Annotated in this window: 14 protein-coding genes; 4 read left to right on the top strand and 10 right to left on the bottom strand. The window is 56.5% G+C overall.

What is annotated here, in order from left to right; all coding sequences use genetic code 11:
* Positions 1-12 precede the first annotated feature (12 nt).
* Complete coding sequence (pgmG, locus tag CMN55_RS11800; RefSeq protein WP_293950049.1) at positions 13-1,392, top strand: phosphoglucomutase/phosphomannomutase PgmG; 1,380 nt, start codon at positions 13-15, stop codon at positions 1,390-1,392.
* Positions 1,393-1,414: 22 nt separating this feature from the next.
* On the opposite strand, the gene CMN55_RS11795 is transcribed toward pgmG, so the two are convergent.
* The 5 genes from CMN55_RS11795 to CMN55_RS11775 form a co-directional block, all read right to left on the bottom strand.
* Positions 1,415-1,789 (bottom strand): VOC family protein, encoded by a 375-nt coding sequence (locus CMN55_RS11795; protein WP_293950005.1) that lies wholly within the window; start codon positions 1,787-1,789, stop codon positions 1,415-1,417.
* Between the two features lie 179 nt (positions 1,790-1,968).
* Positions 1,969-2,337 carry a hypothetical protein gene (locus CMN55_RS11790; RefSeq protein WP_293950004.1) on the bottom strand — a complete coding sequence of 123 codons (369 nt, stop codon included), beginning with the start codon at positions 2,335-2,337 and terminating at the stop codon, positions 1,969-1,971.
* Between the two features lie 153 nt (positions 2,338-2,490).
* The gene (locus CMN55_RS11785) at positions 2,491-3,543 is read right to left on the bottom strand and encodes a permease (RefSeq protein WP_293950003.1); all 1,053 of its coding nucleotides are present in this window, start codon (positions 3,541-3,543) and stop codon (positions 2,491-2,493) included.
* Positions 3,544-3,652: 109 nt separating this feature from the next.
* Complete coding sequence (locus CMN55_RS11780; RefSeq protein WP_293950002.1) at positions 3,653-3,979, bottom strand: ArsR/SmtB family transcription factor; 327 nt, start codon at positions 3,977-3,979, stop codon at positions 3,653-3,655.
* A gap of 32 nt (positions 3,980-4,011) precedes the next feature.
* Entirely contained in the window at positions 4,012-4,881 is an 870-nt protein-coding gene (locus CMN55_RS11775; RefSeq protein ID WP_293950001.1) for a division plane positioning ATPase MipZ, read from the bottom strand.
* A gap of 545 nt (positions 4,882-5,426) precedes the next feature.
* On the opposite strand from CMN55_RS11775, the gene CMN55_RS11770 reads away from it, so the two are divergent.
* Positions 5,427-6,536, top strand: a complete 1,110-nt coding sequence (locus CMN55_RS11770; protein WP_293950000.1) for an NAD(P)/FAD-dependent oxidoreductase — start codon at positions 5,427-5,429, stop codon at positions 6,534-6,536.
* A gap of 232 nt (positions 6,537-6,768) precedes the next feature.
* The gene (locus CMN55_RS11765; RefSeq protein WP_293949999.1) at positions 6,769-7,836 is read left to right on the top strand and encodes a Leu/Phe/Val dehydrogenase; all 1,068 of its coding nucleotides are present in this window, start codon (positions 6,769-6,771) and stop codon (positions 7,834-7,836) included.
* A gap of 16 nt (positions 7,837-7,852) precedes the next feature.
* Here the strand turns inward: CMN55_RS11765 and CMN55_RS11760 are convergent, their stop codons facing one another.
* The 4 genes from CMN55_RS11760 to CMN55_RS11745 are packed head-to-tail and all read right to left on the bottom strand — an operon-like array spanning position 7,853 to position 11,713.
* On the bottom strand, positions 7,853-8,722 hold the full coding sequence (locus CMN55_RS11760) for a lysophospholipid acyltransferase family protein (protein ID WP_293949998.1): 870 nt from the start codon (positions 8,720-8,722) through the stop codon (positions 7,853-7,855).
* Positions 8,719-9,708 (bottom strand): tetraacyldisaccharide 4'-kinase, encoded by a 990-nt coding sequence (lpxK, locus tag CMN55_RS11755; protein ID WP_293949997.1) that lies wholly within the window; start codon positions 9,706-9,708, stop codon positions 8,719-8,721. The genes CMN55_RS11760 and lpxK overlap by 4 nt, the downstream gene beginning before the upstream one ends.
* Positions 9,705-10,979: a 3-deoxy-D-manno-octulosonic acid transferase gene (locus tag CMN55_RS11750; protein ID WP_293949996.1), complete on the bottom strand. Its 1,275-nt coding sequence runs from the start codon at positions 10,977-10,979 to the stop codon at positions 9,705-9,707. Before CMN55_RS11750 ends, lpxK begins: the two co-directional genes overlap by 4 nt.
* On the bottom strand, positions 10,976-11,713 hold the full coding sequence (locus CMN55_RS11745) for a lysophospholipid acyltransferase family protein (protein ID WP_293949995.1): 738 nt from the start codon (positions 11,711-11,713) through the stop codon (positions 10,976-10,978). Before CMN55_RS11745 ends, CMN55_RS11750 begins: the two co-directional genes overlap by 4 nt.
* 139 nt (positions 11,714-11,852) lie before the next feature.
* On the opposite strand from CMN55_RS11745, the gene CMN55_RS11740 reads away from it, so the two are divergent.
* On the top strand, positions 11,853-13,946 hold the full coding sequence (locus CMN55_RS11740) for a molybdopterin-dependent oxidoreductase (RefSeq protein ID WP_293949994.1): 2,094 nt from the start codon (positions 11,853-11,855) through the stop codon (positions 13,944-13,946).
* Here the strand turns inward: CMN55_RS11740 and CMN55_RS11735 are convergent.
* On the bottom strand, positions 13,923-14,357 hold the full coding sequence (locus tag CMN55_RS11735; protein ID WP_293949993.1) for a DUF1489 family protein: 435 nt from the start codon (positions 14,355-14,357) through the stop codon (positions 13,923-13,925). The two genes, CMN55_RS11740 and CMN55_RS11735, sit on opposite strands and share 24 nt — an antisense overlap.
* Positions 14,358-14,386 lie beyond the last annotated feature (29 nt).

Raw genomic sequence — 14,386 nt, 5'->3', positions numbered from 1 at the left:
AGTAATGTGACTATGACCCATCATGTGTTCAAACCCACCATCCTCCGCGAGTATGATATTCGCGGCATTGTCAACGAAACCGTCTTTGAGGCGGATGCAGAGGCAATCGGACGCAGCTTCGGTACATTTGTGAAGCAGAAAGGGCTGGACTCGGTCGCGGTCGGCATGGACGGCCGCAAAACATCCCCAATGCTAAAGGCGGCACTCATCCGTGGGCTCCTCTCCACGGGCGTTGATGTCTATGATGTCGGCCTCGGGCCGACGCCAATGCTCTATTTCGCAACCTATGAACTTGGTACCGGCGGCGGCATCATGATCACCGGGTCGCATAATCCACCGACCCATAACGGCTTCAAGATGATGCTGGCCGGCAAATCCTTTTTTGGCGCGCAAATTCAGGAACTCGGAAAACTTTCCGCCAGCGGTCCATTCGCCTCCGGGAAAGGCAAACTTGTTGACCGGCCCATCATGGATGAATATGTCACCCGCCTGCTGCGCGATGTGACAGGCGGACGAGAGCTCAGCGTTGTCTGGGATTGCGGGAACGGCGCCACGGGCGAAGCGCTGCGTCAAGTCGTTGCCAAGCTGCCCGGCCGCCACATGCTTCTCTTTGATGAAATCGACGGCAGTTTCCCGAACCACCATCCCGACCCCACGGTTGCCGAAAATTTGCAGGATCTCATTCAGGCTGTGAAGGGCATCGATGCCGACCTTGGGATTGGATTTGACGGTGATGGCGACCGTATCGGCGTTGTCGATGGTCTTGGACGGATCATCTGGGGGGATCAGCTTCTCGCCATCCTTGCCCGCGAAGTCCTGAAGGACAATCCCGGCGCCCCCATTATCGCCGATGTCAAGGCGAGCCAGCTTCTGTTCGACGCCATTCGCAATGCGGGCGGCGATGCCATCATGTGGAAAACCGGCCACTCCCTCATCAAATCAAAAATGCAGGAGGTGAACGCCCCCCTCGCCGGAGAGATGAGCGGCCATATCTTTTATAATGATCATTTCTACGGCTACGATGATGCCATCTATGTCGCGTTGCGGCTTCTCAACATTGTCAGGACAAGCGAGAAAAGCCTGGCCGCAATGCGGGATGACCTGCCGGATATGATCAACACGCCGGAGCTGCGTTTCAACTGTCCGGATGAAGAAAAATTCGATGCCGTTGAGCGTATTCGCGACGCGCTTGCCGCAGATGGCGCCAATTTCTCGGATATTGACGGGGTGCGGGTGAATACGCAGGATGGCTGGTGGCTGCTGCGGGCGTCCAATACCCAGGCCGTTCTGGTCGCCCGGTGCGAGGCTCGCGATGAAGACGGGCTCGTGCGTCTCAAATCACAGCTACAGACCGCCCTGGCAAAGGCCAATGTGGACGCGCCGACCTTTTAAAAGGCCGAACGCGTCCGACCCCTCATCCGGCTGGCGTATAAAAGGCGAGCTTGTGACCTTCAGGGTCACGGACATATCCGAAATACATTTTTCCGTCCATACGCGGCCCCGGCGCTCCCTCATCGGTCGCACCGAGTGAGATCGCCTTCGCATGCATCTTGCGGACCGTTTCCTGACTGTCCATCAACAAGGCCGGCATAGTGCCGTTCCCCGCCGTCGCGGTTTCCCCGTCATAAGGCTTGATGACCGCCAGCATAGGCTGTCCGCGCGCCACGCTCCACATCCGCAGGCGGTCCGTATTCATCACCTTTTTCGCCCCGACCTCCCCAAGAAGCGCATCATAAAAAGCCGTCGATTTGTCGATATCATTCGTGCCGAGGGTCACGTATCCGATCATATTGTTTCTCCTGTTATTCCTTCCTGCCTGACGCAGGTTCGCCGCTCAGGCTACGCTGAAACAGGCATCCTGCATAGATAGATTTAGGAAGGAGAATTATTTCAAAGGCCGACTGCCCATCCCCCGCAATTCCCGATACTCAGGGTGGGAGACGTTATTCGGCCTTTCAATGGGATGGATCAGCTGATCTTGCCTTTTTTCGGAGGCTTGACGCCAATCCATGATTCGCCCGACGCCATCACACAGGTCGCGCCATCAGGCTGCGTGAGGACGATGGTCCATGTATTACCATCGGGACTTGAGAAAACTTCCACCATGCTGCCATTGGCAGCAAGACCGGCGGCAACGGGCGCCTCTTCGAACTTTCCGCTGAGATGCTTGATCAGAGCCGCCCGCTCGAAGCAGACATTCTGGGCGGACGCATCGGTCGAGCGGGGCAGCATCAAGAAGATGGCCATGCAAATCAGAACAAGGATGAACAGCAGAAAGGGGTGTGCCGCCGCACGTGGCAAAATGATCTGCCTGGCATAATGAATAAAGCTGGTCACAGGCTCCTCCCTTTCCGCGAAGACGGCCCGTCATTGACCCACGGACAACAGGAGGCCATTCACCATGAAGAGAAAATACCTGACAGAGGTTAATATTCAGTGTTCAAGGGTCGGGCAATGCGGGCACAGACAGAACCCCGCATTTCCTTTCGTTTAGATAACGCCGTTCAGCATCTGCCAGGCAATCCCGGTGATCATTGAGCCAGAAACGCCGAGGAAGAGATAGAGCGTAAAAACCGGCTTTTTAACCAGCCCGAAGACCGCAATTGCCGCTGGAATTGAGGAAACCGCCCCAGCCGTCATAAACGCCATGGCCGCGCCTTGCGACATGCCGAGATCGATCAAGCCGCTCACCAGCGGAATGGCCGCATAGCCATTAAGATAGCTCGGGATACCGATGAGAACCGCAAGCGGAATAGCGAGCAGATTTTCCTGCCCAACCAAACCTCCAACAAGCGTCGTCGGAACATAACTGATCATCAGACTCTGAAGAAGGAAGGCAAGGATCAGCCAGCGACCAATCAACCAGCCGTTTGAGGACGCAACCTCACGGAACTTCTGTAGACGATCGGGGGCCCGCCAGAACTGCCACTCCATATCCACAGGGCCCGACAGCACAGCTTTCGCACGACACCCCGTCAGCTCGCCTTTCAGCGGATCTGTCAACCAGCCGCGCCGCTGCAGCAGATAGACCGAGGTTCCGGCAAACAGGCCGAGTGCAACAGCAATCAGGGCTTTTCCGGTTGCAAATCCAAATCCAATACCGACGGATGTCAGAATGAAAATTTCCGGATCCATGATCGGTGACGCGATCCAGAAGGCCATAACCGGCGCCAGCGGAACACCCGCCGTCAGCAGAGACGCAACTAGCGGCACAACCCCGCAGGAACAAAATGGAGATAAAGCCCCAACAAGCGCGGCGAGAATGATCGTCGTTGCGGGCGACCCGGAAAAAACACGGGCAATCAGCTTATCCGCCCCCGTCGCCGTGACATAGGCGGAGAGACCAATGGCAATAATGAAATACGGCGCCATGCCAATCACCGCGTCGCCGAGAAAGGCGAGACTGACCGTCAGTTGCGTCGGATCAAAAAGGGCCAGCATGGCGACAACGAAAAAGCAGGCCAGGATCACGCGGTCAGTTATCAATAACCAGAGACGGGAACGGCCATGAGATAGGGTTTGGAGAGCTTCCTGTAATGACATATCGTTATTTCCAGAATTATCGAAATATATTATAAAAAATATACATTGCCCAAAAAAAGGGTCAAGACTTTATTTCGATAATTATCGAATTAACAAGCCGGGACAGGCATCAATCTTTGATCGGCGTGTCCTGCAAACGAACTGGATCAATGCCAACACAGCATTTATCAGTCAGGAGTGTGACCAGATCGTTCAGCTTGTCATAATTGGCAAAACAACGCAGGTTTCTCCCTTGCCGCTTTTGATAAATTATTCCGCCACTCAACAGATGGGCAACATGATGCGACAGGGTAGAACCCGGAATATCGAGAAGCGACTGTATGTCGCCAACTGACAAGCCCCCTTCCCCGGCCTGTACAAGGTATTGTACGATTCGCAGGCGCATGGGATGACCTAATTTTGCAAGTGCGGTAGCAGCCTCTTCGGTCTCCATCATCTTTCCCAATGGATCGTTGCTAAAAAGCTATCTTACAGCTTTTCGACCTTGCCTTCGACCCCCGGCAGGTTCAGCGCCTTGATCAGATGGCGCAGTTCATGCCGCGCGGCGACATGGCTCATCGACATTTTCACCCCGACGCCTTTCTTGTTGAGATCGAGCATGGTGAGGCCTTTCAGGAACAGCTCGCGGAACACCACACGCTCGCCAAAGCCAGGCGCCGCGCGAAAGGAAATGCGGGAGGCCAGCTTGTTCAGGATTTTCTCGATATGCCGCTTGTTATGGGCATCGGTATGCGAGAGACGGTTCCGCATCACCACCCAGTCGATTTTGTGATTATCGATGAGGGCGCGGCGCTTGCGCTGTTCCCACACCATTTCACTATACCAGCTCGGTTTTTCCACTTCGAGATTGCTGCCATTCACCGTGGCCAGCAGATCGAGGTCAATGAAACTGTCATTCATCGGAGTGAGCAGCGTATCCGCAAAGGAATGGCCGAGCTTGGAAATGAAACTGTCCGCGCCGGGACAATCCACCACAACAAAGTTATTCTCATATACCAGCTCCTGCAACGCGGTCACAAAGCGGGAGCGTTCATCGGACTGCGCCTCGTCCATATTTTTCTTCGGGCTCGGCTCGATTACCCGCAAGGTCGGCATTGGCAGAGTGAGCTTCTTCTTGGTGATATAATTCTGGCGATTCTCGATATAGCGGCCGAGGGTCTTCTGCTTGCCGTCAAGATCAATGGCGCCGACCTTGAAGCCCATGGTCAGCAACGAGATGATGACATGCATGGCGGTGGTCGATTTGCCCGAGCCCCCCTTGGCATTCCCCACCACAATAATATGCGCGCGGGTCGGCTGCTCCTTCTCGGCAGTTGTCTTTTCCACAGTTACCGTCACGTTAGACACGTCTCCATCGCCCCCAGCAATTGTTATCGCCGCCTACAGAACATCTATATTTTGTCTGAATGCCGTATTTTAGTAAACCAGCCTCCGGCACAACACAAGCATCATATCCGGGACGGATTTATAAATTATTGACGAATATCATTAACAGGCGAAAGGGGGCCGATATAGGGGATTTGGCGGCGTCGCCAATATTATGCCTGCCGTCTCAATGGGGCATCCTTATCCTCTTTTTCAGCCCCTGCCAGATTTCCCTATCCGCCCCTGACTGCCATATTGTTCCGGCCAGCACCTATTAAAAGGGTCGCAGATTTTTGCGTTTTTTCAAGAAGAAACAGCGAGGATGCCACGTTCTCCACAGGAATTTAACATTGTCCTCTCCCCCTGACATCCACCTGTGTTGGCAGGGGCCGCAAATCATCATCAATTTTCAGCAAAATGCTCAATTCCTGTCTTTGCTGCTGGCCGATCAGAGTGATTCTCGAAGACATTACGAATCCCCGCTATGCCCCATACTCAAAAGCTGATAGGGAAATGCGATGTCTGTAGATGTGGAAAATATCGTTATCGGCGCAGGTGTTATCGGCCTTGCTATTGCCCGGTCACTGGCCACGGCAGGGCGCGACGTACTGCTGCTGGAACGTCATCGGCAGTTCGGAGAGGAAACCTCCGCCCGCAATAGCGAGGTGATCCATGCCGGCATCTATTATCCACAGGACAGCCTGAAGGCGCGCTTCTGCACACAGGGCAAGTGGCTGTTGTATGACTATTGCAGGGCGCGCCACATCCCTCATTCCAATTGTGGTAAGCTGATTGTTGCCACAAATGAGGAAGAACTGTCCATGCTCGACATACTGGCGCAAAAAGCGGCCGCCAATGGCGTCGATGACCTGCGCTTTCTGAGTGCGGATGCGGCAATGGCGATGGAGCCCGCGCTGTTTTGCACGGGCGCACTGCTGTCCCCCTCCACCGGTATTATCGACAGTCACCAGCTGATGCTCGCCTATCTCGGGGAAATTGAGGATCACGGCGGGTCCCTGGCGCTTGAAAGCGTATTTGAGCGAGCGACTCCAATCCGTGAAGGGTTTGACGTCAGCGCAGGCGGTATGACCCTTTCCTGCCGCAATCTCATTAACTCCACCGGTCTCTATGCGCAGGAGGTGGCCGGACAAATCATTGGCCTGTCACCGGATCACATCCCAGAGCGGGAGATCGTCAAAGGCAGCTATTTTACCATGACGAAACGATCTCCCTTCTCGCACCTTATCTATCCGATGCCGAAATCGGCCAGCCTCGGCACGCATGTCACCCTGGATATGGCCGGGCAAATCCGCTTCGGGCCGGATCAGGAGTGGATCGATCACATAGATTATGACGTCGATCCTCACCGCGCCGACAGCTTCTATGAAGCAATACGTCGCTATTTCCCGGCCCTGCCGGACGACAGCCTGATCCCGGCCTATTCCGGCATCCGCCCAAAGATCAGAAGTACCGACGGCAGCCCCGCCGATTTTTGTATTTCGGATGAGCGCACGCATGGCCTTCCCGGTCTTGTCAATCTCTTCGGGATGGAGAGTCCGGGCCTGACCGCCAGCCTCAGCATCAGCGCCCATGTCGCGGGCATACTCGCAGAGACTGATCGCCTCTGAATCGGTTTTTTCAAGGGTATTTTCGGCAGTTTCACGGCTCATCCATACTTTTCGGCAGGTTTTTTATTACTTTTCATCCTGCCGGACGGAAACTTTGCAAATTCGTGTTTTCATTTCGCGCAAGGATACTGCGAAGTTTCAAAACGTCGCAGTTTTTCATTGATTCCGGCCTTCATAAGGAAAATATAAAATAGCAAATGCCCCTGAGCTGATCATATATATGAGGATCCATATGTCCGTTTTTTCCGCAAAAGAATTCGACAATCACGAAGCTGTGCTGTTTTTTCATGACCGGACGACCGGCCTCAAGGCCATTATCGCCGTGCATGACACGACACTCGGCCCGGCGCTTGGCGGCACGCGGATGTGGAACTATGAAAGTGACGAAGCCGCCCTTGCCGATGTACTGCGCCTCTCCCGCGGGATGACCTATAAATCCTCCCTTGCCGGGGTTAATCTCGGCGGCGGCAAATCGGTAATCATCGGTGATCCACGTACCGACAAGACCCCGGCCCTGTTCGAAGCCTTCGGCCGCGCCGTGGATCAGCTTGGCGGCCGCTATATCGCAGCGGAGGATGTCGGCACCAGCGTCGCCGACCTGGAAACAGCCCGCCAAACAACACGGCATATTGCCGGAATCAGCGAAGGGAATGCCGGCGATCCCTCCCCCGCCACCGCCTATGGCGTTTTTCAGGGGCTGAAGGCCGCTGTTCTTTTCCGCCTGAAGAAAGATACGCTCTCGGGCATCAAGGTGGCCGTTCAAGGACTCGGCCATGTAGGTTATGGCCTCTGTGAGCTGCTGAAAGAAGCGGGGGCGACATTGATCGTCGCCGATATCAATGAGACCAGTGTCAGCAAGGCCGTCGATCAACTCGGCGCAGTGCCCGTTGGTATCGAGGAAATTTATGATCAGGACGTCGATGTCTTCGCGCCCTGCGCCCTTGGCGCCATTCTGAATGATAATACCATTCCGCGCCTCAATGCGTATATCGTCGCGGGCTCGGCCAATAATCAGCTTGCCGAGGCGCATCATGCCAACATCATGACCGCCCGCGGTCTTCTCTATGCCCCCGATTATGCCATCAATGCAGGCGGCATCATCATGATCAGTCATGAAGGGCCCAAATTCGATCGGGAAAAAGCCATGCGCCATGTGGGCGGCATTTACGATACCTGCCTTGACATCTTCAAGCGGGCAGAGCGTGAAAACATGACGACAGCCGAGATTGCGGACCGGATTGCCCTGGAGCGGCTGGAAAAAGCCCGCAATGACAAGAAAAAGCTGGCACTCGCCAGCTGACGCCAGCAGGCTTTCCCTATGACCAGCGGTTATGGACCCAGAACCAGTGATCCGGCCGCTCGGTTATCCATCGCTCGAAGGTTTCGTTGATGTTTTTGAGAAGGATATAAACATCTTTTTCCCTCTCTCCCGTTCTCGGCACATCAAGGGCGGGATAGATGGTGAGCCGTCGCCGACCACCGCTGAGACGCTCGGCGCGCATGGGGTAGATTGGCACCTCCATCTTGCAGGCAATCTCGGCCACTGCCGGGGCGGTCATCGCATCCCGCCCGAAGAAGGGGATCGGCACACCGCCGTTCAGCTTCTGGTCGTTGAGAAGGACAATCGCGCCACCTCCCCGCGCGGCCTTGACAATGGCCCGGGCCCCTTCATTGCCCTTAGGCACGAAACGATAGTCAGGATCGGCCCGCATGGACTGGAACAATTCCTCTACCAGCGGATTGTTCGCCGCCCGGTATATTCCTGTCGCCCGCGCGCCCAGCCGCCGCCCGACCAGCGCCACCAATTCCCACGGGCCATAATGGGCTGTCACGAAGAAGGCCGCCTTACCACTCGCCAGATAGGCGTCGAGATATTCCCCGCCCACAAGTTCGACCGTTTCCGTATCCTCGAGAATTTCCCGGTTGAACGGTATCTCTCCGACATTCCGGCCAAGGTTATCCCACATCCCCTCAAGAGCGGCAGCACGCTGTTGTGCCGTCAGGGCGGGCAGTGCCATACCCATATTCTCTTCTGCCAGCCGATGAACTTTGAGACACGGGCCGATTTTCCTTGCGAGCCAACCCCCGAATGTCGCCGCCCGGCGCCGACCGAGCAGGCGGAACAGACCCACAGCCATTTTCACGCCCAGCCATTCCAACCGGTATCGGAGGGAAATGTCGCTCATCCATCCCTCCCTTTGACGAGGGAGAGAAGTGCGGCCTGCAACCCTTCCGGAGCGGAGAAGACCATATCAACATCAAAGACAGAGACCATCATCCGCGCTTCCATCGGCAGGCGGACATAATCCTTTCGGGTGGTGACAAGCGCTGCACCTGCGTCCGTTGCACATTCCACCATCTTCATCATTTCATCAGCCGTATAAACATGATGGTCTGGATAGCTAAAGCTATGCATCAACTCGCAGCCAGCTCCGATGAGGCTTTTAAAGAATTTCTCGGGCCGTCCAATCCCGGCAAAAGCAACAACCTTCTGCCCACTGAGCGGTTCGCCCGATGCCGTCGGCGCCAAAGTTGAATTATAAACCGGTTTATTTATTTTTAACCGGTTTATAATGGCTGAATGTTTATCGCCCTCTACCAGTACGACGGCATCACATCGTCCCAGGGCATTGGGGAGAGATTCGCGCAACGGGCCCGCGGGAAGCAATCGGCCATTGCCCACGCCATATTCCGCATCCAGCACCAGCAATGAGAAATCCTTGTGAAGCGCCGGGTTCTGAAACCCGTCATCCATGATGATAACATCGGCGCCATTCCGCGCGGCGGCTTCCGCCCCGGCAAGGCGATCTTTCGCAACCCATGTTGGCGCGATCTCAGCAAGAATAAGCGGTTCGTCCCCGACTTCGGTAAATTTATGCACATCAAGAACAACCCGCACCGGCCCTTTGAGCGAGCCGCCATATCCCCGGCTTAAAAAATGCGGCCGCAAGCCCCGCGCGATAAACATGCGGGCGATGGCGATTGCAACCGGCGTTTTACCCGCGCCACCGGCCACCACATTCCCGACACAGATAACCGGCACAGCCACGCTATGGCGTCGCTGTATCCCGCGATGGAGGCGACTGACCCCGCCATAGAGACAAGCAAGCGGAGAGAGCAGCAACGGCATCAGATGGCCGCCGCCCTGCGCCCAGAAAGCGGGCGTTTTCATGCCCCCCTCCCCTTTACGAGGTTTTCGATCACGGCCAGGGTTCTATCCAGTGTCTCTTGCCCGCCTGCAACAACGGAGGCCGCCCGCACCGCCATCTCGCGGCAGTGTTCCGGATGATCCAGATAATCGGCAACTGCTCCGGCAAGGCTGGCCGCATCCGTCACCTCCCGGCTGGCCGAACGGTTATTGAACGCCTCCATAATCTCCGCGAAATTGGTCATATGCGGCCCATGCAGCAACGCGCAATCGAGCCGGGCCGGTTCCAACGGATTCTGCCCCCCATTTGGCACCAGCGACCCGCCAATAAAGACAATATCGCTGAGCCTGTAGAACAGCCCGAGTTCGCCGATGGTATCCGCGATATAAATTTCAGTGCTATCCTCCGGCTCTGCCCCCGCCCCGCGACATAGCACACTCCGGCCTGCACTCACGGCAAGCGCAGCCAACTCACCGCCCCGCTCCGGATGCCGGGGAACAATCAGGGTGAGAAGATTAGTGTGCGTCCGCCGTAATTCTCTATCGGCGGCGAGAATGATTTCCTCCTCTCCCCGATGCGTACTGGCAGCGAGCCAGATCGGTCGGTCGGCAATTCTACGGCCAAATGCCGCCAGCTTGTCCGGATCAACAGGCAACGGTTTGGCGGCAAATTTGAGATTGCCGATATATTCGACAGAATTTGCCCCCAGATCGCGCAAATAATGCGCCGATGCCTCCGACTGCGCCAGGCAGATGGTAAACTGGGCAAGCAAATGGCCCGCAAGACCGAATGAACGGCGCCAGTTTTTGTAGGATTTTTCCGTGATACGCGCATTCGCGAGGATCATGGGGATATTCCGCGCGCCGCTTTCATGGATCAAATTGGGCCAGATTTCCGATTCCATCCAGACCGCAAGATCCGGTTTCCAGTGATCAAGGAAACGGCGGACCGCGTCCTGCCGATCCACCGGCACATATTGATGAAAGGCCCGCTCCGGCAGCCGCCCGGCCATAATCTCCGCCGATGTGCGAGTACCGGTTGTGACAAGGATATGCCGGTCGGTTTTTTGAGCGAGGAGGCCGTCAATCAACGTCAGCGCCGAGACGGATTCGCCGACAGAGGCCGCATGTATCCAGACAAGCGGTCCGTCAGGGCGCGGACGGGATGCCTCTCCCAGCCGTTCGGCAAAACGTTGCGGATCCTCCTTGCCATTCGCCAGACGCTTTTCCAGATGCCGCGTCAATAGCGGTCTGCCAAGCCGGAGACAAGCGTTGTAAAGAGCAAGCGGCATCATCCGTCCGTCCCCTTTTTATGCGGCTTGACGGGCTTGTCACGCTCTTCCGGCGCGACCGTTTCGCGGCCGCAAAGGGCATCCGCCTGCTGCGTGATATCAATCAGGCTTGTCTCGATCGCATCGCGCGCATTCTGATAGGCGCCCCCGGCATCATGGCGCGGCACATGAATGCCATCGCCCCAGACAATCACGCCGCGGCTAAACGGCGCGGCAACTAAAAAGCGGTCCCAGCTTCCGAGAATCTTGCCGCGTGTCGTCGAATAGCTGACCGGATAGACCGGTATGCCGGAAAGGGCTGCCAGCCGGACCACCCCGTCCTGAGCCCGCATCCGGGGGCCCCGTGGGCCATCCGGCGTAATAACGGCGACCTCCCCTCTTTTCAGAGCTTGCAACATCTGTTTGACGGCTGCCGACGCCCCCTTGCTGGCGGAGCCACGCACACTGTCCTGTCCCCAATGGCCGATGGCACGGGCAATGATTTCCCCATCACCATGGTGCGAAATCATCACATTCACCTTGGTTTTCTTCTGTACCGAAATCGGCATCATCAAAAGGCGGCCATGCCAAAACGCCAGGATGAAGGGTTTCCCAGCCTTCATCAACTCATGCGGGACCTCTCCGTTCACAACCTGCCAGCGGCTGGTGCGATAGACGAGCCATATATAGCCCGCGGCAAGCAAGCCAGTGGCGGCCTTGACCGCGTCGCTTTTCAGTATGTTCTTTATCGCCTTCAAAAGCTTAGGCTTTCACCCGTAAAAATTACCCGCTTCGATATATCCCGCCCATCCCGGCAATACCAGCCCATTTGAAAAAAACATCCTAATGGGCACAGCGGGATTGCAGCGGAATTGACATCCTCCTAATCTAGTATGCATGAAAAATTTGTCATCGCCTGAAATTCGCGCCTCTGCCTGCCCCCATGATTGTCCGTCAACCTGCGCATTGGAGGTGGAGCGTCTCGACGATTACCGCATCGGCCGTATTCGCGGCGCGGCGGGCAACAGCTATACCGCTGGCGTCATCTGCGCCAAGGTCGCCCGCTATGCGGAACGCACCCATCACCCCGACCGGCTGATGCACCCCATGCGGCGGACGGGAAACAAGGGCGAAGGCGGGTGGCAGAAAATCAGCTGGGACGATGCGCTGGATGAAGTGGCGGAAGCCTTTCTCAAACGCGAGGCCGAATACGGGGCAGAGACAATCTGGCCCTATTACTATGCTGGAACCATGGGGCTGTTGCAGCGCGACGGCATCAACCGGCTGCGCCATGTGAAGAAATATTCAGGACAGTACAGCACCATCTGCACAACGCTCGCCCGAAGCGGTTGGATGGCGGCGACGGGCGCGCTTCACGGCCCGGACCCACGCGAGATGGCAAAGGCCGACCTTGTCGTCATCTGGGGCACCAATGCAGTGCATACGCAGGTCAACGTCATGACCCATGCGACCCGCGCCCGCAAGGAACGGGGCGCGAAGATTGTTGTCGTCGATCCCTATCGCAATGCAGCGGCCGAGGCTGCGGATATCCATCTTTGCGTTAATCCGGGGACCGACGGGGCGCTTGCCTGCGCGGTGATGCATGTGCTGTTTGCGGAAGGCATGGCCGATCGCGACTATATGGCGAAGTACACCAAAGGTTATCAAGAGCTGGAAGCGCATTTGCAAAGCCGCTCGCCGGAATGGGCCGCCCCGATCACCGGCATTCCAGCGGAGGAAATCTATGCCTTCGCCCGGCTCTTTGGCCACACGAAACGATCATTCCTCCGCCTCGGTTATGGCTTTTCGCGAAGCCGTAATGGCCCCGTCAATATGCATGCGGCAAGCTGCCTCGCCTCGGTCACCGGGTCGTGGCAATATGAAGGCGGCGGCGCAATGCATAACAACGGCGCCATTTTCCACTGGAACAAGACACTGATTGAAGGGCTGGACGCGCGTGACAGTACGGTGCGGGAGTTGGATATGTCGCGCATCGGGCCCGTGCTCACGGGCGATCCACGCGATATCGGCGATGGCCCGCCGGTGACAGGTCTGCTGATCCAGAATACCAACCCGATGGATGTCGCACCGGAACTCGGCAAGGTGCATCAGGGTTTCGCGCGCGATGATCTGTTCGTCTGCGTCCATGAACAGTTCATGACAGAAACAGCGAAAATGGCGGACATCCTGCTGCCCGCCACGATGTTTGTTGAACATGACGATGTCTATCAGGCGGGCGGTCAAAGCCATATCATGCTGGGCCCGAAAATCATCGAGGCACCGGGCGAATGCCGCTCCAACCATGCCGTTATTTCAGGGCTTGCCAAGCGTCTCGGCGCCGTGCATCCGGGATTTGAGATGACGGAAATGGACATCATCAATGAAACGCTGATCCGTTCCGGCTGGCCCGATGCGGAAACCTTACGGGCGCAGAAATGGCATGACTGCATGATCGATTTTGACCGCGCCCATTATCTGGATGGCTTCGGACATGCCGATAAAAAATTCCATTTCGCACCGGACTGGTCAAAAATCGGCTCCAATCATGATGGCATGCCGAGCCTGCCAGATCATTGGGACGTGATTTTCAAGGCCGATGCAGAACACCCCTATCGCCTTGTCACCGCGCCCGCGCGCAATTTCCTGAATACCAGCTTTACGGCAACCCCATCATCACTGAAGCGGGAAAAGCGCCCGACCGTCAAAATCCACAGTCGCGATGCCACCACCATCGGCACGGAGGAAGGCGGGATTGTCCGTATCGGAAACAAGCTCGGCTCCCTCCTTATCCATGTGGAGATTTTTGACGGGCAAAATCCCGGCACGGTGATTGTCGAAGGGGTCTGGCCCGGAAAATTCTTTATCGAAAAGATCGGCATCAATCTGCTGGTCAGTGCCGAGGCGCCAAAACCGGCGGGCGGGGCGGCATTTCATGATACCGCCGTCTGGATTCGCCCTGAAAATATCTCAGATGAGGCCGAGGGAACGTAATTCCGCCGCCATTTCCTCGGACAGCTCGCCCTCGCTGTCCTCATCCGAATTACTTTCCTCAACCAGGTCACGCAAATCGCGGGGGGCATCCGCGATTTCAAGATAGCGCCAGCCCTGATGCGGCCCACGCGGGAAAAGCTCCGTCTCCACCAGTTCGGAATCGAGCATCAGGCCGCATTTCTCACCTTCATGGTCATAGAGCCGTTCCAGCCCAGTGACCTGCTGCCGAGCGGCAATCTGGCCGCGGATGATCCAATAGACGGAACCGCCTTCCAGCAATTCCGCCTCTCGCGTCGGGCGCTGCTTGGTGACATGACAAAGCGGCCCCGCAATCAGGCGTCGCGACTGCGCGTCACGCAACTGTTTGACCGACGAAGAGCCGACACTGACGATTAAAAGATGAACAGGCATGGCCACAACCTACTCCGCCGGATATCGCT

The organism is Sneathiella sp. (assembly GCF_002694385.1).
Lineage (GTDB): Bacteria > Pseudomonadota > Alphaproteobacteria > Sneathiellales > Sneathiellaceae > Sneathiella.
The sequence above is the reverse complement of the archived record's forward strand: the minus strand, read 5'-3'. Positions and strand labels throughout refer to the sequence as shown.